Source organism: Pedobacter sp. (genome assembly GCF_040513095.1).
Lineage (GTDB): Bacteria > Bacteroidota > Bacteroidia > Sphingobacteriales > Sphingobacteriaceae > Pedobacter.
Map to the genome: position 1 here is coordinate 62,168 of NZ_JBEVDX010000144.1, position 20,844 is coordinate 83,011.

Annotated in this window: 19 protein-coding genes; 8 read left to right on the forward strand and 11 right to left on the reverse strand. The window is 42.6% G+C overall.

Annotated features, from left to right (window positions below):
* Window positions 1-17 precede the first annotated feature (17 nt).
* The 4 genes from ABWY16_RS16305 to ABWY16_RS16320 all read right to left on the reverse strand — a co-directional run bounded on the left by ABWY16_RS16305 (window position 18) and on the right by ABWY16_RS16320 (window position 8,061).
* On the reverse strand, window positions 18-944 hold the full coding sequence (locus ABWY16_RS16305; RefSeq protein WP_353905713.1) for an SMP-30/gluconolactonase/LRE family protein: 927 nt from the start codon (window positions 942-944) through the stop codon (window positions 18-20).
* A 19-nt stretch (window positions 945-963) separates the two neighbouring features.
* Window positions 964-2,781, reverse strand: coding sequence for a PQQ-dependent sugar dehydrogenase (locus ABWY16_RS16310; protein WP_353905714.1), 1,818 nt, complete (start codon window positions 2,779-2,781; stop codon window positions 964-966).
* A 232-nt stretch (window positions 2,782-3,013) separates the two neighbouring features.
* The gene (locus tag ABWY16_RS16315; protein ID WP_353905715.1) at window positions 3,014-4,612 is read right to left on the reverse strand and encodes a SusD/RagB family nutrient-binding outer membrane lipoprotein; all 1,599 of its coding nucleotides are present in this window, start codon (window positions 4,610-4,612) and stop codon (window positions 3,014-3,016) included.
* A gap of 32 nt (window positions 4,613-4,644) precedes the next feature.
* Complete coding sequence (locus ABWY16_RS16320; RefSeq protein WP_353905716.1) at window positions 4,645-8,061, reverse strand: SusC/RagA family TonB-linked outer membrane protein; 3,417 nt, start codon at window positions 8,059-8,061, stop codon at window positions 4,645-4,647.
* 754 nt (window positions 8,062-8,815) lie between these two features.
* Here ABWY16_RS16320 and ABWY16_RS16325 point away from each other — a divergent pair.
* Window positions 8,816-9,451 (forward strand): GIN domain-containing protein, encoded by a 636-nt coding sequence (locus ABWY16_RS16325; protein ID WP_353905717.1) that lies wholly within the window; start codon window positions 8,816-8,818, stop codon window positions 9,449-9,451.
* A 112-nt stretch (window positions 9,452-9,563) separates the two neighbouring features.
* Here the strand turns inward: ABWY16_RS16325 and ABWY16_RS16330 are convergent, their stop codons facing one another.
* Genes ABWY16_RS16330 through ABWY16_RS16345 form a run of 4 tightly spaced genes read right to left on the reverse strand, consistent with a single transcriptional unit; the run spans window position 9,564 to window position 13,941 of the window.
* Window positions 9,564-9,953, reverse strand: a complete 390-nt coding sequence (locus tag ABWY16_RS16330; protein ID WP_353905718.1) for a single-stranded DNA-binding protein — start codon at window positions 9,951-9,953, stop codon at window positions 9,564-9,566.
* Window positions 9,953-11,248 (reverse strand): TolC family protein, encoded by a 1,296-nt coding sequence (locus tag ABWY16_RS16335; protein ID WP_353905719.1) that lies wholly within the window; start codon window positions 11,246-11,248, stop codon window positions 9,953-9,955. Before ABWY16_RS16335 ends, ABWY16_RS16330 begins: the two co-directional genes overlap by 1 nt.
* 32 nt (window positions 11,249-11,280) lie before the next feature.
* Window positions 11,281-12,861: a DHA2 family efflux MFS transporter permease subunit gene (locus tag ABWY16_RS16340; protein WP_353905720.1), complete on the reverse strand. Its 1,581-nt coding sequence runs from the start codon at window positions 12,859-12,861 to the stop codon at window positions 11,281-11,283.
* Between the two features lie 30 nt (window positions 12,862-12,891).
* Window positions 12,892-13,941: an HlyD family secretion protein gene (locus ABWY16_RS16345; RefSeq protein ID WP_353905721.1), complete on the reverse strand. Its 1,050-nt coding sequence runs from the start codon at window positions 13,939-13,941 to the stop codon at window positions 12,892-12,894.
* A 148-nt stretch (window positions 13,942-14,089) separates the two neighbouring features.
* Here ABWY16_RS16345 and ABWY16_RS16350 point away from each other — a divergent pair, with 148 nt between their 5' ends.
* The 4 genes from ABWY16_RS16350 (at window position 14,090) to ABWY16_RS16365 (ending at window position 16,022) form a co-directional block, all read left to right on the forward strand.
* Window positions 14,090-14,542 carry a MarR family winged helix-turn-helix transcriptional regulator gene (locus tag ABWY16_RS16350; protein ID WP_353905722.1) on the forward strand — a complete coding sequence of 151 codons (453 nt, stop codon included), beginning with the start codon at window positions 14,090-14,092 and terminating at the stop codon, window positions 14,540-14,542.
* Window positions 14,535-14,957, forward strand: a complete 423-nt coding sequence (locus tag ABWY16_RS16355; protein ID WP_353905723.1) for a hypothetical protein — start codon at window positions 14,535-14,537, stop codon at window positions 14,955-14,957. Before ABWY16_RS16350 ends, ABWY16_RS16355 begins: the two co-directional genes overlap by 8 nt.
* 132 nt (window positions 14,958-15,089) lie before the next feature.
* A complete protein-coding gene (locus tag ABWY16_RS16360) occupies window positions 15,090-15,383 on the forward strand; it encodes a DUF3861 domain-containing protein (protein ID WP_353905724.1) in 294 nt (97 codons plus the stop codon).
* Window positions 15,384-15,404: 21 nt separating this feature from the next.
* Window positions 15,405-16,022, forward strand: coding sequence for an O-methyltransferase (locus ABWY16_RS16365; protein WP_353905725.1), 618 nt, complete (start codon window positions 15,405-15,407; stop codon window positions 16,020-16,022).
* Between the two features lie 110 nt (window positions 16,023-16,132).
* Here ABWY16_RS16365 and ABWY16_RS16370 read toward each other — a convergent pair whose 3' ends face one another.
* The 3 genes from ABWY16_RS16370 to ABWY16_RS16380 all read right to left on the reverse strand — a co-directional run bounded on the left by ABWY16_RS16370 (window position 16,133) and on the right by ABWY16_RS16380 (window position 18,234).
* A complete protein-coding gene (locus tag ABWY16_RS16370) occupies window positions 16,133-16,924 on the reverse strand; it encodes a DUF72 domain-containing protein (protein ID WP_353905726.1) in 792 nt (263 codons plus the stop codon).
* 86 nt (window positions 16,925-17,010) lie between these two features.
* Window positions 17,011-17,361, reverse strand: a complete 351-nt coding sequence (locus ABWY16_RS16375; protein WP_353905727.1) for a hypothetical protein — start codon at window positions 17,359-17,361, stop codon at window positions 17,011-17,013.
* A gap of 72 nt (window positions 17,362-17,433) precedes the next feature.
* Window positions 17,434-18,234, reverse strand: a complete 801-nt coding sequence (locus tag ABWY16_RS16380; protein ID WP_353905728.1) for an HAEPLYID family protein — start codon at window positions 18,232-18,234, stop codon at window positions 17,434-17,436.
* Between the two features lie 126 nt (window positions 18,235-18,360).
* On the opposite strand from ABWY16_RS16380, the gene ABWY16_RS16385 reads away from it, so the two are divergent.
* The 3 genes from ABWY16_RS16385 to ABWY16_RS16395 all read left to right on the forward strand — a co-directional run bounded on the left by ABWY16_RS16385 (window position 18,361) and on the right by ABWY16_RS16395 (window position 20,832).
* Complete coding sequence (locus tag ABWY16_RS16385; RefSeq protein WP_353905729.1) at window positions 18,361-19,038, forward strand: response regulator transcription factor; 678 nt, start codon at window positions 18,361-18,363, stop codon at window positions 19,036-19,038.
* The gene (locus ABWY16_RS16390; protein WP_353905730.1) at window positions 19,035-20,303 is read left to right on the forward strand and encodes a sensor histidine kinase; all 1,269 of its coding nucleotides are present in this window, start codon (window positions 19,035-19,037) and stop codon (window positions 20,301-20,303) included. Before ABWY16_RS16385 ends, ABWY16_RS16390 begins: the two co-directional genes overlap by 4 nt.
* Window positions 20,304-20,397: 94 nt before the next feature.
* On the forward strand, window positions 20,398-20,832 hold the full coding sequence (locus ABWY16_RS16395; RefSeq protein WP_353905731.1) for a PepSY-like domain-containing protein: 435 nt from the start codon (window positions 20,398-20,400) through the stop codon (window positions 20,830-20,832).
* Window positions 20,833-20,844: the final 12 nt, after the last annotated feature.

Below are 20,844 nucleotides of genomic sequence, written 5' to 3' on the forward strand. Positions count from 1 at the left end.
TTAATGGTAATATAATTCTATTTACTATTCTTTGTTCTCAGCCACTCCCGACCGGGTTTATCAACCCTGAAAGTTTCAAGGTTTTTCTCGTCCTGGATCGTCACATACATTGTGCGGCCGTCTTTGCCACCAAAAGCTACATTGGTAGGTTTTTTCCCTTTCAGAACAATCTCCTGCAATAGTTTGCCCTGCGGAGAAACTTTGGCTACAACGCCTTTTCCATAACGCGCCTGATAAATATTTCCATCAACGTCAACCCGCATGCCATCCATTCCAAAATCAGGGAATTCGATTACCAGACGTTTATTGCTGACCTCACCTTCCGGTGAAAGGTCAAATGCCCAGATCTTCAGGATTTCATTTACATATAAAGTTTTATTATCAGGGCTTACATCAATACCGTTTACTGTACCCGGAGCATCATATAATAAAGTAAATTTGCCATCCGTATCAATGCGCCAGACCCTGCCTGTTCCCGCTTTCCAGTTTGGATCACTTGCGTACAAACGGTCTTTGTCATCGATTGCGATATCATTGGGCTGACTCATCTTTCCTTCGTGTGCAAACACGCTGATCTCTTTGGTAGCCATATTTACTTTCAGGATATTATGCCCGGTATAGTCGGCTATAAGCATACTGCCTTTACTGTCAAACCTTATACCATTGCCCACACTGCCCTTTGGCAATTCCAGAAAAACACTGGCCTTCCCTTTAGGGGTAATGATACCAATTGTACCATCATGGTCATAGTTTACTGCATACAGGTTTCCTTTTTTATCCACTCCCGGACCCTCTACGCCAGTGGTAAAGCTACCTGGAGGTGTAAAAACCGAGGCTTTAAATAAGCCGCCCTGCGCATTTGCACTAAGTGAAAAGGCCAGACAAAGAGAGACAACTGACAATGTTGGAGAGCATTTGTACGGGAAACTGTTCTTATTAAGCATTATATATATTGTATTTGGATTATGGTTTTAATTTTCTTGCCGCAGCTACTTCTTCCGGTGTTACTGTACCCGGGGTATTTCCAAAATTGCTCTTAATATAGGTAACTACCTGCGCAATCTCCTCATCTTTAAGGAATGAACCATGTGCAGGCATCACTTCGTTGTAAGGTAAACCTTTTACCTGAACCGGTCCCTGAAGTCCGTTCAGGATCACACTGATCAGTTTAGTTTTATCACCGTTTACCCATTCAGAACCTGCAATTGGCGGATAACGGTTACCGTCGCCTTTACCATCACGCTGGTGACAAGGACTGCAGTATGTAGTATATACTTTTGCAGCTGCCAGCAGTTTTCCCCTGTCAAGGTCATCTGTAATTGCATTTGGGGTTTTGATATTGGAACGTGTCACTTTACGTTTCGCCATTGCAGCCAGCTGTGCGGCACCAAAAGTCTGTTTATTTCCTTTGAACATAATTCTCCAGATCTTTCCTTTTTCGGTGTCACTCACATACAGGGAACCGTCAGGCCCTTCTGCAAGTCCCATCGGGCGGTAAACTGCGTTACTTACGTTAACGATCGGGTCAACGCCTGCAAATCCGTCTGCAAATACTTCCCATGGGCCAGAAGGCACGCCGTTTTTAAAGGGAACAAATGCAATGATATATCCCGCCTGAGGATATGGTGCACGGTTTGTTGCCCCATGGAATGCCATAAATGCACCGTTTTTATATCTTGCAGGAAACTGGTTCCCCTTGTAGAACATCAGGTCGTTTGGTGCAAAGTGCCCCGGGAAACCGATCAGCGGCTGCGTCAGTTTAGCACCATTACCTTCTTTAACCTTATCACCACCATACTCCGGGTTCAGGATTTTTTTACCTTTCAGCTGATCATAATAATAATATGGCCAGCCCCCGTTTAAGCCCTGTTTTACCTTGAAGAATTCTTCGGCAGGCAGGATAGCGCTTTCCCATGGAGTGTAAATAGCGGGCCATAACATTCTCAGGTCATCACGCCCGTGGTTGATCGTATATAAAGATTTACTGTTATGGTCCCATTCCAGTGCCACAATACTTCTCAGTCCTGTTGCAAATTTTACGCCTTCTTCCTGTTTCTGGTTCAATTTGTTCTCATCAAACATCCAGATACCACCATGGTCTACTAAAAAAGGACTTGGATCAGTTTCCGAATCAGGGGTTCCGGTTCCCGGAGAACCAGGACGCCTGTTTGCAACCTGACTGGCATTGGAACCAGCTCCCCAGCCCACATAAATATGTCCGCTGTCATCAAAGGCAACAGGTTTGGTCTGGTGTTCGTGGTACGGAGGATTATCAACCACAATTGTATCCATTTTACTGTCTGGCACCAGCTGACCTGGTTTCAGTTTATTGCGGTACACGATCAGTTCAGAGCTGAAGTAAAGGTAGCCGTTATGGATGCGCATGGCAGTACCATAGGTACGGCCTTCATATTTTCCGAAAGGCTGTATGATATCTGCCTTTCCATCATTATTTGTGTCGCGCAGGGCGATGTTTCCGTATCCGTCATTACGGTTATGATTTCTGGCTTTCACATAAATATCCCCATTGTCGTTTACGGCGATATGTCTTGCCTGACCTTTTAAACTGTCTACTACTACAACTGCACGAAAGCCGCCTGGCAGTGCCAGCCCTCCATTACCAGGATCGCCTGGCGGCAGACCAGTACCGGGTTTATACTGTGTAAAACCCATCACGATTAAGAACAACCAAAAGCATACGAGGTACACTTTAGGTATCCTGAAACGGAGTATGGACTTAAAATAAACGCTCATTTGGAGCTTGGCATGTTTGTGGTTCATTAGTAAATCAGTTAAGCTTTAGCAATATCCTAATAATTGGGCAGGAAATTGGTTGAATTTACATTTTTTAGTTATTTATCATGCCATTTCTACCACACATCGGCGCTATCTAACTAAAAAGTTATAAAAAAAACCCTGTAAACTTGATTTTCGGCAAGTTTACAGGGTAAGACACCTCATTGAGCTAATCGGACTAATGAATATGCAAATAATAACGAGTCTAAATTAGGATTTATTTATCCCACCATATTCTTGTTGTCCACAGATCGGGCCCCTGGGCCGCTACTGCAGCTTTGTAGTTGTCGGCATTCAAACTCGCTTCAGATTGCGGGTAAGGCAGTCTTCTTGGAATTTGTCCGCCGGTTTGGTTGCCGGGATAATTTGTTGGAACCAGCACCGGATATCCCGTGCGTCTCCAGTTGGCATAAATTTCCATGTTATTCATAAACTGCGATGCCCAGAACTGCGTGTGGATCTGTTTCATCTGCGCATCAAATGTTCCGCCGGCATATGGATTGGCACTGAGATAAGCATTGATTGCAGCAGAAGAAATACTGCTGCCGCCGGGATAGATAGTTTCTATTTCCATCGAAGCTCTTACTGCATTTTCATAATGTGTTTTTGCATCTCCCGTTCCCCAGCCTCTGAGCGAAGCTTCAGCAAGGTAAAGCTCTACTTCGTTGTAGCTGATAAATATACTTGGAGTGGAGTTGCTGCCTATCGTATTCAGATTGATCTCAGAGTATTCTGCCAGCATTTCGTCTGTCCATCCGGGAATAACCGTTTTAATAGAGGTATAATCATATCCGTTGGGCAGGCCTTTCTGGTTTGCTGCAATTGTACTTGTGGGTAGTTGCGTTGGATCGGCATTTCCCGGCCATAAGGTAATATAAAAAGGAAGCCTCGGGTCATTCGTGTTTTTCAGATGGCTTACAAATGTCTGTGCCATTTTTCCATAACCGGTTCCCTTTGCAGATGGGGGAACACCTTCACCACCGCGCAGTTCACGCCCGTCCCAGTAGAAATTTAGCTCGGTACCGTCGGTATGGTTGAGTTTAGCTACATCAGCATTGCTCTGCATCACACCACCTGCTATAGCTTTTTTCACCCAGGTTTCTGCCAGTGCTGCATCAACCTTCGTCAGGCGCATGCCCAGGCGAAGCATAAGTGAATAGGCAAAGGTTTTCCATTTGGATGTTGTTCCATTATATACATAATCCGCAGCACCGTATGAAGCTTTTGAAGCATCGAGGGCCAGGGCCGATGTTTCCAGCTGTTTGAGCATTGCCGGATAAATGTCTGATTGTTTATCGTATTTAGGTTTATAGATACCATCAACATAACCAAGGCCGGCTTCCGTATAAGGCACATCACCATACATGTCTGTAACGCGGTGTAAAATATAGACCCGCCAGATCTGGGCTATGTTATAGAGGTTCACCATATCAGGTTTGTCCTTTGTGAGTGAAATGATCTGCGAGTTTTCTTTCAGCTCAACACCATATGCCGTTCCGAAAAGTGCATCAGAGTATCCTGCTTTCGCCAGATACTTATCGCCCGTCCACTGATAGGGATTGAGGGATGCAAATAACTGCATCATTGCGCCTGCAAGTTTATCGTTCGGGTATAAGGTATTGCCATCCCCGTCGCCCGCGGTTTTAATTATATTGTAGGAAAACAAACTGCCGATTACCGGTTCCGTAAATGCATTTGGGTTGGTATTCATCTCCTCAAAGCCTTTGTCGCAGGAGGATAAAAGAACAACTGCTGCCAATGCAATCCTCAGCACTTTAGCCGGGAAATTCCATTTTATATATTTAGTGTTTGTCATAATTAATGCTAAAATTGGTTTACATTATTTTATTAGAATTTCACTGAAAGGTTTAAGCCGTAACTGCGTGTTGTGGGTACCCCAAAATTCTCCAGTCCCTGTGCATTGGAGTTGTTATAGGTAGACTCCGGATCAACATTTGGCACACTGCTGTAAATCAGCAGCAGGTTACGTGCAACCAGTGATAAAGTGGCCGACTGCAGCGGTGTTTTTCCAAGCAGCTTTTTGGGCACAGCATAACCCAGTGTGATCTGGCGGAGCTTGATGAAACTCGCATCATATACAAACTGATCGGTCAGCGTATAGGCTATACCCTGGTAATAATCCTGTGCAGAAACTACTTTACTGAAAGGAGCACCGGTTTCATCTACGCCACTTACAGTAATACCCGATTCGCGGACGCCATTATCGGCAGTTCTCTTGTCCAGTCCGTAATAGGTTCCGTACGCATTTGTAGAGGTGTACATTTTTGCACCAAACTTGCCGTCGATCAGGAATCCCAGTGACAAATTTCTGTAGCTGAATGTATTTGAGATCCCCATTGTCCATGGTGGTACACCTTTGCCAAGCGGAACGATCTCGCTTTGCAGCGGTATGCCGTTGGCACTATTGTAAATGATATTTCCGTTTGCATCTGTCCGGGCTTTATTACCCGCTATCATTCCAAAAGACTGTCCTTCGTAGTGGTATACGTAGGCATTTTCGGTACGCGGAGTTGCTCCAGGTAAAGCGAGTTTATCCAGGCCTTCGGCAATGTTGATTACTTTATTGTCATTGTATGCCATATTGAAACTTACATCCCAGTTGATGCCATTTGCAGAACGCAGCGGAGTACCAGTCAGCAAAAGCTCAATACCCCTGTTCCGCATTTTCCCAACATTAAGGGATACGCTGCTGAAACTGGACGAAACGGCAACCGCAGCATTGACGATATCATTAGTTGTGGTACGGTCATAAACTGTCAGATCGACGCCAAAACGGTTATTGAACATTCTGGTTTCGATACCGGCTTCAGTAGTAGTTGATGTGTAAGGCTTCAGTTCACTTGGGATATTACTGCCGGTAATGGCCTGCAGCGGTTGTCCAAGATGGGTTACTGATTGCGCTGTATAGGTTAATGCCAGCGAATATGGATTTGGGGCGCCCCCTCCAACCTGAGCCCATGAACTGCGGATCTTGGCATAGGACAGCCATGAAGGTTTTGCCGCCCAGGCATTGGAAAGGATGAAACTCAGACCTGCAGAGGGATAAAACAAGCTGTTGTTTTTCATTGACAGGGTTGAGAACCAGTCCTTACGACCTGTTAAGTTTAAATAGAGGTAGTTATTAAAGCCGATATCTGCAGATGAAAACAAGGAGTTGATTGCAGATTCGCTGAAGGTATCGAGGAAGGTCTGGCTGCTTCCGTTACCGATAAAATAGGTGAACGGTACATTGAAAAGGCCGCTCGACAGGCTGCCTGCCCTCACCTGCGAGTGCATCTGGTTGCCTCCCAGCAGTGCATTCACCGAGAACCTGCCAAACGTTTTATCAAAACCCAGCAAGGCTTCGGCATTGGTTTCATATGTGCTGTTACGGTCTGTTGTCATACTTCCCCTTGTATCCGTCAGGATGCCACTGGGATTGATATCAAACCCGTTGGTGTTGAAATAGTCTATACCCAGGCGGCCACGTGCATACAGGTAGTCTGTAATATTATAACGGGTACTGAAAGATCCGATAAACCTTTTTCTTTCATCTTCATTCTTTACCTTATTGACAGCAAAGTATGGATTCACAACAAAAACATAATCGTTCCAGGGTACTTCAAAACCCTGTGCATCGTAACCTGGTGCGAGTGTGCGTACATCCAGACTTGTAGCGATCAGTCCTACAGAAGCGTTCGGGTTTTTGGTAAAATCGGCTATGTAACTGCGGTTCTTGTTTTTTTCAATATTAAACTGGACATTTCCTTCAAAAAGCACTTTTTTAGATAGATTGCCGCTGGCGCTGAGGTTAAATGTTTTGCGGTTCAGCGATGAATTTGGGACAATTCCCTTGTTGTCCATGTTGGAGGCAGAGAAGCGAAAGCTGGAGGTTTCATTCCCTCCTGTGAGGGCTATTGTATTGGAAAAGGTGTTTCCTGTGTCATAGAAATTCTGGATATTGTTTTTCTGTGCAACATATGGTCTGGACACACCATCAGTATTGACTACCGATGATCCATCCAGTTTGGCTCCCCAGGAAATCCTGCCATTGGCAATAGCTTCTGATTTAGAGGTTGGTTTAAGCCCGCGGTCTCCCGATCCATATTCGTACTGCCAGTCTGGTGTAGACAATGGTGTTTCCATCGTATAAGTAGTATTGTATTCTACTCCCAGTCCGCGTTGCCCCTTACCGGTTTTGGTGGTGATGAGGATCACCCCGTTGGCTGCTCTTGAACCATATAACGCTGCCGCGGTACCTCCCTTTAATACTGAGATCGACTCGATATCGTCCGGATTTATGCTGTTCAATCCGTCACCTCGGTCAACACCGCCATAAGTTCCCGGCGTACTGGGCGTACTATTGGTCATTGGAACACCGTTTACTACATATAAAGGTTGATTTTCGCCACTCAGTGAACCATTACCCCTGATGATTACACGACTGGACCCCCCGGCGCCCGTAGCCGTACTGGTTGCGTTTACCCCTGCTACCCGTCCTGCAAGTGCATTACCCAGATTGTTTTCACGGGCTTTGGTAAACTCATCTCCTTTCACTTCGGTCACAGCATAAGCAAGTGCTTTTTTCTCTCTCGCTATTCCGAGTGCGGTTACGACTACCTCACTTAGTGCCTGGGATTCTTCTTTCAGTGTTACATTGATGATACTTCTTCCACTCACTGGAACTTCCTGTGTAATAAATCCTATAGAACTGAAGATCAGCTCGCCATTCCCATCCGGCAGCGATATCGAGTACTTCCCCCCTGAATTGGTGCTCGCCACTGCTTTACCATTTTTTAATTTTACGCTTACTCCCGGCAATGGAATTCCTTTGGCATCCAATACTGTCCCCGAAACCTGGCTCTGTCTGTTGGCAGTGATATCTTTTACAGGATGTTTTGAATCTTCCTGTATCATTTGTATCAGGATAAGATCTTTTGAATAATAGTATTGCAAATGAAATGGACTCAAAATTTTGCTGAGTACATCAGATAGTTTTTCTTCTTTGACATTTAAGCTCACTTTTTTGCTATCGGTAAGCGCATCGGATCCATAAGCAAAATCGATCTTTACCATTTGGTTGATCTTTTTTAACACCTCCGCTACTGGCATATTGGTTACTTTCAGCGTGATTTTGGTGTCAAGATCAAGTTTATCAGCAGTTTCGGCCCTGGCATTTAATGAATATTGAAACAGGAGTATAGTCAATAGCATTCCCGCCAGGTTTTTCAGCGAAAACCGGCTTGACAATATTTTATTTGTCATATATTTGAGATAAATTTTGTTAATAGATAGCCTTCCCTACAAGGAAGGTTTGCAGGATTTAGCTGAGCACAGCTCAGAATTTATAGTTGGATGTGCTGGAACCACATTCAACTTTTTTTATGTCTCTTTCTCATTGCATAGGCGTTTGGATTAGGTGAATTATTAAATAATTTTTCCATCTTCTGAACAAGATGCTCTCCCCGATTCAACCTTTTAAATCATTGTCCCTAAAAAAAAGAAACAAACTGTTTGATTTTACATTAAAAAAGAGAATAAGCATGACTATTTGTTAGCATGCCATTCATTTTTTTGAGAGGTTCAACAATAAGACACACAATAGTGTGTTTTGGACTAAGCAAAACAGCATATATTTTATTGAAAAACCAGTATTTCAGTTATTTAAGTGGGTTTTCCATCCATATTATGTAACAAAATACACGATATTGCCACAGCTCGTGGTTTTTAGCCGCCGAAAACGATAAAAATCATAAAATTCAGCACCTTATATTAAAATGCAGCAGCTTCTTTTACTTTCAGCTGTGCTGTGGTATTACCTCTTTGTACGCTGATAAAGGCTGACGCGTGTTTGTTAAAAAAATTACCAGGCGTTGGTCGAAAGATTACCGGAGTTGGTCGGGTATTACAGTGACATGGTATAATAGGAACAAATGCGCTGAAACGTTTGTGGCTTGACGACGTCTTATATACAAACAATTAAGAAATAGTTATTTACAAACCCTCAAACTCAAAAGATATGAAAACTCTATTCAACACCGTATTAAAATCAGGATCATTGGCTATCATTTTATTAGCTTCAGTATTTACCCTTAACGCATCTGCTGCAACAGGTGATACTTTCAACCCAGCAACTAAAACAGTAACTGTAAATATGGGCCATCCTACTCCTGACATCAGAAGAGTAATTGTTACAGGCAACACAAAAGTACTGCTGGTTCAAAGCACTAAGGAATATGTAACTATGGATGCTGAAGACCTTGAAAAAGTATCAGTTACTCAAATTGGAAATGCTTTAACCATCAGCTCGGGCGAAAACACTCCTGTAGTAGTTACTGTTTATGTTAAAAACCCTTACCGTATTGACGGATCAGGCAAAGCCGATGTGAGAACTGTAGGAAATTTCAACCTTACTTATCTGCAAGTACTGCTTAAAGATGACGCTACTGCAAGAGTAAAAGCAACTACACAAGGTTTATATACAGTAATTGATGACCGTGCAAACCTGCAACTGCTGGGTACTTCAGGCAAACATATCTATGAAATGGCCGGCATTGCAAAAATGAACATCGAAAAATTCGCTGCTACAGAAACGCAAAACAACAAAGCTCTAACAGAAGCTGTAGCACTGAACATCAAAGGAAGAAGCAACTAAGCAATACGCGTTCAGCAGCCCGCTGAAAATTACAGCCCTAAACGAAAAAGATGCCAGTGTGGATGCCGGCATCTTTTTTTTTAATGATTTTTCACCATCATGGTAATATAATTCAGATCTTAATGATGCTGATTTCGTCTACAATGATTTCATACCTGAACTCAGCCTGACCAGATGCAGGAGAAGGAAGTTTAGCTGAAAGTTTACCTCTAACCGAGAAAAAGCTCCCTTTGGTAATCAGGTTTTCGTACAGCTGTATCTTGCTGTTCCAGAAGGCCAACAGGAAATACTGCTCCTCAAGCACGTTCTCACCCCTTTCGTTTTTATAATAATCACGCACACTTAGAGTGATCCTTCCTACTTTGCTGCTGTCATTGATCACCCTGATTACCGGATGTGTAACTGCATAGCCGCTGAGCTGAATCCTGTTAGCTGCTGGCCTGAAATTCGCTTTCATCCATTTATACACCCTTTTGTATACTGAAGCGTTTTTGCTGTTCATTATCTCCAGTACCTTAAACCTGTAAGTTTAGCCATAGTCAGCTGCGCGATACATAACTGGTATTTGTACTGTAAGTTGGTTAACTCTGCCCGTTGTACATTGGTACTGGCATTGGTCAGTTCAAGATTGGTGCCGATTCCGTTTTTGTATCGGCTATGTGCCAGTTTCTGCGCTTCCCTCGCCTCAGTGATCTGTCTTGCAGCATTTACCAGGCTCGATGTATTACTCGAAATATCTATCAGCGCCTGCTGGATATCCTTGCGGTATGTATTGCTGAGGCTTTCCTCAGAGAACCTCGACTGTGCAAGCTGGCTTTGGGATAACCTCAGCTGCTTTTTAGCCCTGCCCCCCTGGTAGATCGGGATATTCAGGGTTACCCCGGCAGAATAGTTGAACCTGAATTTATCGATATCCGGTGTAAAACCATTTTTGTATCCTGTTCCTCCACTCATTACCAAGGAAGGCTTTCCGCTGGTCTGGCTAACCTTTACTTCTGCTTCGGCCTGTTTGATCCTGTCGTTTATCAGTCTGAATTCCGGATTGTTATTTTGTGCTTCTGCCAGCGCCTCGTTCAGATCATTCCGGTTTTCCTGCGGGAAAACAAAGTCCGATGCAGCTACACCAGCTTTGGTTCCGGTGGTATATTCCATCAAAGCATATTGTTTATTGAGGCTGTTCTGAAGATCAATTTTACGGTTACCTTCCTGGTCTATACTGGATTGAATGGAAAGCACATCGTACTTTAAGGCATCTCCGTTTCTAAACTTAACCTCGGTATCCTTCTTATTCACTTCCAGGAAGTTGATCACACTGTCCTGGATTGCTATAGCATTTTTCAGGTAAGCGATCTGGTAGTAAATGCTGCCCACCTGGAAAGCCATCATGCTCTGATTGAATTCAAGATTGTCTTTTGCATATTCCAGCCCTGCTTTAGCGCGGTCTACGCCGGCTTTCACCACACCAAAATCCCATAACGTATAACTTGCATCCACTGATGTGTTATAGTTGTGATTTGGCATAATCTGGAAGGCAAGGACATTGTTGCCATTGGGGATGCTGATCTCAGAAACAGGATTGGTGTACCTGTAACTACCGGTTGCCTGTACGGATGGCAGCCCCGCAGATTTCGCTACTGCGATTCGCTGCTGCTCTACATCCAGTGCCTGTCCTAATTCCTTAAACTGGGGGAAGTAGGTGAAGGACTGATTAATTAGGGTTTTGAGGTCTAATGTATTCTCCTGGGCATGTAGTAAGAAAGGTACAGAGAAGAGTATGGTGATAAATAACTTTTTCATATAATATTTTTATAATAATTTACCAGGTTCGGTTAATGTGCGGCCGCAGCTACTTTAGCCCTGGTTTCTGCATCCATGGTTTCATTTTTAAGCAGGAGCATAAATGGAATGGTACAGGTAAAAAAGATAGCGATCAGCAGGAAGCCATCCAGGTATGCCTGCATTTGCGCCTGATTCGATAAACTATGATCCAGGGCGCCATATGCAGCCTGTCTGGCTAATGCGGGGTTCATGCCTTTTGCGATCATACCATGCGTTAGTCCGTTGATCCGCTCTGTCAACAGCGGATTGTTGCCCTGCAGGTTAGAAATCAGATCGGTGCGGTGTGTGGCAAAACGATTTGTCGCATAGGTGTTCATGATTGCTATACCGAATGCACCGCCAAGCTGACGGAACATATTGTTTAATGAAATCCCATAAGGCATATCCTGAGGCTTTAAGCCCACAACAGCCTGGCTTAGCAAAGGAACTGTTAAACATCCCGTCCCTACACCGCGGCAGATCTGCGATACAATAAACCACCACTTACCGGCATCCGGTGCAGCCTGTGAAGTAATGTACCCGTGTGCAATGAACAGGGCAAAACCAAGCGAAACAAAATATATAGGCTTTACCCCCTTGCCCAGTCCGGCACCAATAAAGGGCATTGCAAATATGGTTACCAGCGCGCCCGGCACCATCGACATACCGGATTCTGTTGGCGTATATCCCATTACCCGCTGTACCATTACCGGAAACAGATAGACAGAACCGAACAGCCCGAAACCGCAGACAAATGTGAGGACATTGCTTCCGATCAGGTTTCTGCTTTTCATCACTTTCAGATTGATTGCCGGATTTTTTGTACTGAGTTCCCACCAGATAAACATGCTCAGCCCTACTATTGCAGCAACGGTGAGGTACCGGATGGCCTCATCTTCAAACCAGTCGTCTGATTGCCCTTTTTCAAGCACATACTGCAGTGCACCTACCCCAACTGTTAAGGACAAAATTCCTATATAATCGATGGGTATCGCCTTTTTATCAATATTGTATTCGTCTTCTTTTTTATCAACGAACTTCCAGGTGAGCAATGCCGCCGCTATCCCGATAGGAATATTGATATCAAAAATCAGTGCCCAATGGTAGTTATCAACGATGTAACCGCCAAGGATAGGCCCGATGGTTGGTCCGATTACGATTCCCATTCCAAATATCCCACCCGCAATTCCCTTTTCTTCCGGTTTGAACTGGTCAAATAAAATCCCCTGAGAAACAGAAAGCAGTGCTCCCCCGCCTATTCCCTGTATGAACCTCCAGAATACCAGCATCCATAAAGATGAGGAACTGCCACACATGTATGACGCCAGCGTAAACACAATGATGGATGTGAGGTAATAGTTTTTCCTGCCAAAATACCGGCTCAGAAATCCTGTGAGCGGGATAATGATGACATTGGCAATAGCATAAGCTGTAACCACCCAGGAGGCATCTTCAAGCGTTGCCCCCAGTGTTCCGCTGATATTATTCAGCGCTACATTGACAATCGAGGTATCTATAAGCTCCATGATTGCCGCCGTAATACAGGTAATTACGATGATTACTTTTATAAATTTATTTCTTTCGCCTTCCATGTTAAGTTTGATTAAGCTTGAGCTGCAAGGCTATTTCACCTTTACGTCTACATCTACACTCAGACCAGCTTTGAGTATGTTTTTTAAAGATTCTGCTTTATCGATCTGAATAGTAACCGGAACACGCTGGGTAACTTTTACAAAGTTTCCTGTAGAATTATCTGGCGGCAGTAAAGAAAACTTTGCTCCTGTGGCATCACTAAAATCAGAGATCGTACCTGTAATTTCCTGATCCGGATATCCGTCAATGATAATATCTACTTTCTGTCCCACCTTCATGTGCTCAATTTGTGTTTCTTTGAAATTGGCCACTATCCAGTAACTGTCATTGCTCACCATTGTGAATAGCTGCTGCCCGCCCTGCACGTATTGCCCGGTTTTTAGATTGGTCTTTCCCAGTTTTCCATCTGATGGTGCAACAATTTTTGTATAACTCAGGTCCAGTTTTGCCTTTTCAAGCGCAGTTTCTTTTGCAGCTATATTTGCCTTTGCACGCTGGATCTGTGCCTTCGCATTTCCTGTCTGGGTACCTGCCTGTTTCAGTTTGCTTTTACTTGAAATCAGCATTTGTACTGCTGTCTGATAAGCTGACTGGCTTCTTTCATATTGTCTCTGGGTGATTGATCCTTCTTTAAACAAGGCTTCATCACGGGCTACATCGCGTTTAGCTTGTTTTACCGTTACTTCTTCTACGCTGATTCCTGCTGATGCCACGTCCTGGTCAGAACCAATAGTTGGGATCTGCGATTCTGCGCTTGTGAGGTCGGCTTTTGCAGCAAGCAGATCGGCTTCCGCCTGTGACACAGCAAGCACATATTCGCGGTCGTCAATTATCACAAGTGTATCTCCCTGTTTAACCTTCTGGTAATCCAGTAATTTGAAATGATCTATGTAACCGGAGACCCTGCTGAGTACCGGGACTGCATTGGATTCTATCTGTGCATTATCAGTGCTTTCATAGCTGAGTGCATGAGTAATTTTCCTGAATGCAAAATAACAGATTACAATGGCCACCAGACCAATGATTACAGGTTTTACAACTTTAGCAGCTGCCGGCGGAGTTTTTTCTTCGGGTTCCATATTTAAATTTTTGATAGGACAAATGTAAACTAAGTTGACTATATTCGTCAACTTAGTTTACAGTATTTGTTAATAATAATGTCAATGTTAGATTAATATGACATTCCAGAATAGTACTGATTCAATTTTATTTAACATAAATTTGCATATGGAAAATCCGCACGATCCTGCGAGACTTATTTTTAAAGTTCTCTATATTTTACGGAGGTATACTGATAAGTCTGCTTCTGCAAATCTGGGTGATTTGATAGCAGGAGATTTTAACATCACTTTTCTACCCTATTTTATGAATATTGGCTATGAAGGTATTTCCAATCATGATCTTGTACACAAGATTATGGTTACAAAACAAGGGGTAAGCAAAACGGTAAAAGAACTGGAGAGGTTAGGACTGGTTTATACAGATAAAAGTACAACCGATGCCCGGTCAATTATGATCCACCTCACAGATGAAGGGAAGAGTTTATACGATTCAATCAATAAAATGGCTGACAAGCTCACCGATGAGTACATCAGTTTAATTGGCGCCAAAAAGTATGAGCAGTTTATTGATACTTGTATAAAGATTTCTGAATGGCATGAAAAACAGGACAATGAATAAACTATTTTACCTGTTCCTGGTTTTAACACTGTCGTCATGCGCTAATCCCGATGTCCAGCAGGCCGGTAAAAAGATCACCTACCATGCTGTTGACAAGACCGATACAGCCAGCCTCAGACTCATTTTCTCAGATAAGGCGTTTGAAGGACAGCTCGAGATCAATCACCGCGGTTTGTATAAAGATTCAGGGGATGTGAACGGAGTATTAAAAGGAGACACGCTGAAAGGCACTTTCCACTATCAAAGTTTCGGTGTGGAGAAATGGTACAGGATTCCCATCGCCCTGCTGAAAAAAGATCAGCATTTGATTATGGGCGTTGGATCAATGGAGATCTATATGAACATGACTTTTTTCAGCAAAAGGGTCCCTATTGACTACCAGCATCCAAAGTTTATTTTCGAAAAGGCGCGTTAAGCAATCATTAGCCATTCCTGTAATAGATCAAATTTAGCATTCGGTCGATGCTTTCCGGGTTAACGCCGATTCGGGGACAGCGGGCATGTACTATTCTTTATCTTTAGAAATAATTTGGAGGGCACAGACAAAATGGAGAAGAAAACGAATAAATACCACATCACCTTAAAACTGCAGCAATACGCCAACGGCGATACTTTACCCGCAAAAGAACTTGAATTTGAGTTTGATAATCATGATGAAATATTTGGGATTATAGAAAGGATTGAAGCCAAAAACCCTTTTGGTGATCCTGCACAGGCTGTACAGTTTGCCCTTGGCCTTAAATTGTTTGGCGAAGTTAAGTTAAAAAACCGCAAACATCCTCTTTTTGAGGAACTCAACACTGTATTCGGGGATTTTATGAAGAAACTTAAAAGTCTTTAGTTATTTAAACGCATCACACCTATGAACGCACTAAAGGATAAACAGGTTTCTGATACACTAGCTATTCTTCATCAGAAAGCCGCTGAAGACAGTATTGAGCGCAGAAAAGCACGGGAGAGTGTAACTTTTGAACGCTCCTGGGATACCGCATATATGGCGGTGAATCCCGAGGAAGGTTATTTTTTAAACTTTCTGGCCACAGTTGCCGGATCCAGGAACATTGTTGAATTCGGATGTTCTTTTGGCATTTCCACGATTTATCTTGCTGCTGCGGCGAGGGATAATGGAGGGCGTGTTATCACTACGGATATTGAGCCTAACAAAGTATCGGGCGCAGGAAAGAATCTTGAAGAGGCAGGTCTTGCTGACTTCGTCACTATACTGCAGGGCGATGCTATGCAAACCCTTGCATCCGTACAAGGTCCAATAGATTTCCTCTTCCTTGACGGTGCAAAGGAGCTTTATCTTCCCGTATTTGACCTGCTGCGCCCAAAACTGAGCAAGGGTGCAATCATTTTTGCGGATAATGCCGACAGGCCGGATACGCAGCCCTTTGTGGAATACATTACGGCTTTCAAAGATGAGTTTACTATTGCTCATATCTTTGAGAAACGTGCTTTTATTGCTTATCTGAAATAAGTTACTGTAAACTATGCTATTTCATTTTGCAGCTCCTTTTTATAGCCTGGCAAATGTTCCCTGCTAACATATCTGAATAGAACAAATCCTGTGAGACTAGCGGTGTGTTTCTACAAATTACCTTTAACAAGGTCACTTAAAGATTTCAGGTTTCCGATCGCCTCTCCCATCGTATTGTTGAAATAGGTGTACACTGTTTTACCTTCTTCCAGCCAGCCTGCAATGTAGCCAGCATACTCTTCCAGCAAATCTCTTTCATAACTCCCCCTGTAACTACCATCAGGGCCATGGAACCTCAGGTAAACAAATGGAAGTTCAGATTCCAACATTGGCGTGGCTGCCGGTGGTTTATCCTGTATGACCATTGCGATGCGCAGATTTTCCAGCATACCGTACACATCTTCGTGATAAAGTGAAACATGCCTCACTTCAAGGGCGATTTTCCATTCTTCTTCAGGATCATTTTCCCGCAGGATTTCTGTAAGCAACACCAGCTGTTTTAAGTTCCCGATCCGTACACTGGGAGGCAGTTGTACCAGCAAACACCCTTTTTTATTCCCTGCTGCAGCGATGACCTGCATGAAACGCAGTACCAGTTCCGGATCAAACGCCAGACCTTTGTTGTGCGTAACTTCCTTGAAAAGCTTAAAGCTGAATTTAAAGTCATCAGGCGTGTCATTTGCCCATTTCTGCACGGTAGAAGCCATCGGGATCTTATAAAATGAACTGTTGATCTCGATGCTGTTCATCAGCGAACTATAAAAACATAACCTGCTTTTATCCTGAAATTCCGTCGGGTAAAACAGCTTGTTTCTTACGGGCAGCAATAAACCGCTTGTACCAGAATAGTAACCAGGGATAGATGTTTCTTCCATAGCCGTATAACTTATCTCCAATAACATTGTTTGATGAGGAGAAGAAAATAATAACAATACTAAACTGGAATAGGGAATTGCGGATTGACTTAACCGATGCGAAGTACGGTTATTTACAGCGAAATAAACCTGTCTGGCCTGTGATCCCCGACGGCTGCATAAAAATCAGGGAAGCAGGCTACTTCCTGTCCATCAGTAATGGTAGTTACGACACATTCTGTAGGCTTACGGGCAGGTTGTTGTGATTTTTCACCGCTCATCAGAATAATATTCCTGTGTTTCGCCAACCTGGCAAGACGCTGGCCTATTTCATTGTCCAGACTGAGGGCAATTGCATTCTCGCCAAAAAAACACATGGCAACCACATTAAAACTATGGGTACCACTTTCCAGCTCTGGTAAAATCGATTGTATCAGGTGATGCAATCCCGCGTTCAGGGAAAGAAAAATATATGCTATTTTCATAGAAGCAGCAAAATAACGAATAGAAAAGATGCTGAACAATCCCCTAATCAGGTGATATCAAAACCTCTCACATCATAGCTCATAAATCATCCTTGCAACAAAGCTGTAACCATTTGTTTCATGAGCAATCGGAATACCGGTGGCAATACCAAGGCCTACGTTTTTAGTCAACTGAACTTTTGCTTGCGGCCGTAAAACTGTAATGATTTCATGATTTTCAAATTCCTGGTTCATTTCTATACCGATAAAATTATTGTCTACCATGTAGTGCATACTCAGATTAAGCAAATAAGCCGATTCATTGTGATGGCTCTCAAAATCTTTATAAAACTCCGGCCCCATGTACACCATGGAATGAAGATTTCTTCCCCATCGCTTTGCTACAATCAGAAATGGATTATAGCTGTTACCTTTAATTAAACCCAGATTATCCTGTATGGATGCAAAAGAATGCAGCCTTAATTCATAAATCCCCCCCGCTGCCATGGATAGTCTGGCTTTTTTATTCACAAGAAAGGTATATTGGATTGCAGGTTTAATTCCTTCAATCTTATTCCTGGGTGCGGTATTATATCCTTCTTTATGATTGCTGCTTTGAAATTGAAACGGGATTTCCAGTTCTACTCCCAGTCTGTTCACTGGGGCAAATTCGTATTCAATAAAACCTCCCTGGGTACCGTATTCAGCGTTTTTTTCAGTTTCGTAACCAATATTGAGTTCGCGCTCTCCCTTTCTTGCTCCAAGATCACGTACTATGTCATTAAAAACCGGCTCTGCATGTTTGATTTTGAGTGGCAGGCTGTCAGTATTTTGCGCCATTGCCCTGGCGCATGAAAATGTTAATATGATTAAAGTGAAAGTTGTCAATTTCATTGTTTTTTGTTTGTCCGCTACAAAAGAAATTCCTGAAACTGGAAAGAAATGGGAACAAACGACAAATTCAATCGTTTCTATGTTTGAACACTGACACCATTATATTATTCCATAATTTTGTGCGCAATGAAACTATTAATTGTAGAAGATGAAAGTGAGCTGCTGGAAATCATCCAGCAATCCCTTGAAAAACAGAATTATATCATTGAAACTGCAGGTACATTTACCCTTGCTCTTGAAAAAATCACATCTTTTGAATACGATTGTATCCTGCTGGATATCATGCTCCCGGATGGTAGCGGATTGCTTCTTCTTGAAGAACTGAAAAAAACAGATAAATCGAATAATGTGATTATTATTTCTGCAAAGGACTCACTGGAAGATAAAATTGCAGGTTTGGATGGCGGTGCCGATGATTACCTGGTCAAGCCTTTTCACCTGGCAGAATTGAATGCAAGGGTCAAATCAGTACTCCGCAGAAAAGCCTTGAATGGAAGTAACAAAATCGAACTTGCCTGTCTTACTATTGATTTGCAGGAACGCATAGTTACCATTGATAACAAAGAACTTTTGTTAAACCGCAAAGAGTTTGACATATTAAGTTACCTGATGGTCAATAAAAACAGGCTGGTAAACAAAACAGCTTTGGCAGAGCAGGTTTGGGGTGACCATATGGACGAAGCGGACGATTATGAATTTATTTATTCGCAAATAAAAAACCTGCGTAAGAAATTGCGTGATAGTGTATCCGGAGTAGAACTGCAGGCTGTTTACGGAATCGGATATAAACTTGTGGCTGTATGAATCTGCTCAATTATACGCTAAAATACCTTTACATCACACTGCTCATTGTAATCAGTCTCTGGGCAGTAATCTTCTATTTCAGGATGATTGATGAAATTGAGGATAGCCTGGATGATGGTTTAGAAAATGATAAGATGCTGGTCATTCAAAAAGTAGCACATGATAAAGCAACCATTACAAGGGCGGGTTTTAGTGAGCACAACTATTCTATCAGGCCATTGAATATACAACCAGCTCAGGAAATAAAGGATAATTACAAGGATACTATGATGTATACCCTGAACGAGAAAGACCTGGAGCCTTTCAGGCTACTGACGACTGCCTTCAGGAGTGATAATTCATATTATGAATTAAAAGTTGTGGCTTCAACCCTTGAGCAGGACGATCTGGTGAGGTCATTGTTGTACAGCTTAGTTGGATTATATGCTGCAATACTGATCAGTATCCTTGTAATCAATAATGCATTGTTACGTAAAATATGGATTCCTTTTTATCAGCTGTTATCCCGTTTAAAGGACTTCAGGCTGGATAAAGATATCCGGATTGAGACGATGACAACAGATATTAAAGAATTTGCAGAACTCAATCTAACGGTAAAGGCTCTTGTTCAGCAGTCCGTAACAGCATACGGCAGCCAGAAACAATTCATTGAAAATGCCGCACATGAACTTCAAACTCCCATTGCAATCAGCTTAAACAGGCTTGAACTGCTGGCAGAAGACAATACTCTCTCAGAAACAAATATGGAATCAGTAGGCAAAGTGATTACCACACTGCAAAGACTAGCCAGGTTGAACAGAACATTGCTGATCATTTCCAAAATTGAAAATAAACAATACGGGTCGGAAGAAACACTTGCGATTAACGGGCTGGTCAAAACTATGATAGCTGAATACCGGTATTTTGCGGATGCAAAGCATGTTACCCTCAAATATAAAAACGAGGGCACCTTATCAGCCGTGATGAATAAAGACCTTGCTGCTATTCTCATTTCAAATTTGCTGAAGAATGCGGTCAATCACAATATTCCGGATGGAGCTGTCAGTATTACAGTGAATAGTAGCAGTATCATCTTCGCAAACAGTGGTAAAACTGTTCCTTTAGATCACGAACAGATTTTTGAACGTTTCAGTAAAGACAGTAATTCAAAAAACAGTACGGGCTTAGGGTTAGCGATTGTAAAATCCATTACCAGCCTATATGGATTTAAATTATTATATTCCTATCCCGGACAACATCAGTTTGAAGTGATCATGAAACCTTAATCAAAGCTGCAGCTAATGGCAAAAAAAAACCTTCCAGTTTCTTTCCAGTTTTGTGCCTTTACTTTGTGATATCAAACAATTTAAATTTTATATCATGAAAAATCTAATGATTACCGCAGCGGCTTTGCTGCTTACAAACTTTGCTTTTGCCCAGGATCTATCTTCTTCGGAAGTTCCCTCAGTAGTATTAAATTCTTTTCACAAATCCTTTCCTAAAAGTACCGGAGTAGAATGGGAACAAAAAGGTGAGAACTACAATGCGGAATTTGACATCAACTGGAGAGATCACGAAGTTTGGATCAGTAAAAACGGAGCTATTCTTAAACATAAACAGGAATTGAAACAGTCTGAGTTACCCGCGGCAGTAACCACTCAGCTTAAAAAGAATTACAATACTTACCGCATCGATGATGTAGATCAGTATGAAGTAAATAAAAAATTTTATTACAAAGTTGAATTGAAGAAACATGACGAAGAGCGTAAAATGATCTTTGATCAGCAGGGAAAACTTTCATCAATAGTTTTATAGATAAATCACCAT

Coding starts and splice junctions, on each gene's coding strand:
- ABWY16_RS16315 (WP_353905715.1), bottom strand. CDS start 4,612: ATGACAAACACTAAATATATAAAATGGAATTTCCCGGCTAAAGTGCTG.
- ABWY16_RS16360 (WP_353905724.1), top strand. CDS start 15,090: ATGGAGAAGAAAACGAATAAATACCACATCACCTTAAAACTGCAGCAA.
- ABWY16_RS16380 (WP_353905728.1), bottom strand. CDS start 18,234: ATGAAATTGACAACTTTCACTTTAATCATATTAACATTTTCATGCGCC.
- ABWY16_RS16370 (WP_353905726.1), bottom strand. CDS start 16,924: ATGTTATTGGAGATAAGTTATACGGCTATGGAAGAAACATCTATCCCT.
- ABWY16_RS16325 (WP_353905717.1), top strand. CDS start 8,816: ATGAAAACTCTATTCAACACCGTATTAAAATCAGGATCATTGGCTATC.
- ABWY16_RS16375 (WP_353905727.1), bottom strand. CDS start 17,361: ATGAAAATAGCATATATTTTTCTTTCCCTGAACGCGGGATTGCATCAC.
- ABWY16_RS16350 (WP_353905722.1), top strand. CDS start 14,090: ATGGAAAATCCGCACGATCCTGCGAGACTTATTTTTAAAGTTCTCTAT.
- ABWY16_RS16355 (WP_353905723.1), top strand. CDS start 14,535: ATGAATAAACTATTTTACCTGTTCCTGGTTTTAACACTGTCGTCATGC.
- ABWY16_RS16330 (WP_353905718.1), bottom strand. CDS start 9,953: ATGAACAGCAAAAACGCTTCAGTATACAAAAGGGTGTATAAATGGATG.
- ABWY16_RS16340 (WP_353905720.1), bottom strand. CDS start 12,861: ATGGAAGGCGAAAGAAATAAATTTATAAAAGTAATCATCGTAATTACC.
- ABWY16_RS16305 (WP_353905713.1), bottom strand. CDS start 944: ATGCTTAATAAGAACAGTTTCCCGTACAAATGCTCTCCAACATTGTCA.
- ABWY16_RS16320 (WP_353905716.1), bottom strand. CDS start 8,061: ATGACAAATAAAATATTGTCAAGCCGGTTTTCGCTGAAAAACCTGGCG.
- ABWY16_RS16395 (WP_353905731.1), top strand. CDS start 20,398: ATGAAAAATCTAATGATTACCGCAGCGGCTTTGCTGCTTACAAACTTT.
- ABWY16_RS16365 (WP_353905725.1), top strand. CDS start 15,405: ATGAACGCACTAAAGGATAAACAGGTTTCTGATACACTAGCTATTCTT.
- ABWY16_RS16385 (WP_353905729.1), top strand. CDS start 18,361: ATGAAACTATTAATTGTAGAAGATGAAAGTGAGCTGCTGGAAATCATC.
- ABWY16_RS16345 (WP_353905721.1), bottom strand. CDS start 13,941: ATGGAACCCGAAGAAAAAACTCCGCCGGCAGCTGCTAAAGTTGTAAAA.
- ABWY16_RS16390 (WP_353905730.1), top strand. CDS start 19,035: ATGAATCTGCTCAATTATACGCTAAAATACCTTTACATCACACTGCTC.
- ABWY16_RS16310 (WP_353905714.1), bottom strand. CDS start 2,781: ATGAACCACAAACATGCCAAGCTCCAAATGAGCGTTTATTTTAAGTCC.
- ABWY16_RS16335 (WP_353905719.1), bottom strand. CDS start 11,248: ATGAAAAAGTTATTTATCACCATACTCTTCTCTGTACCTTTCTTACTA.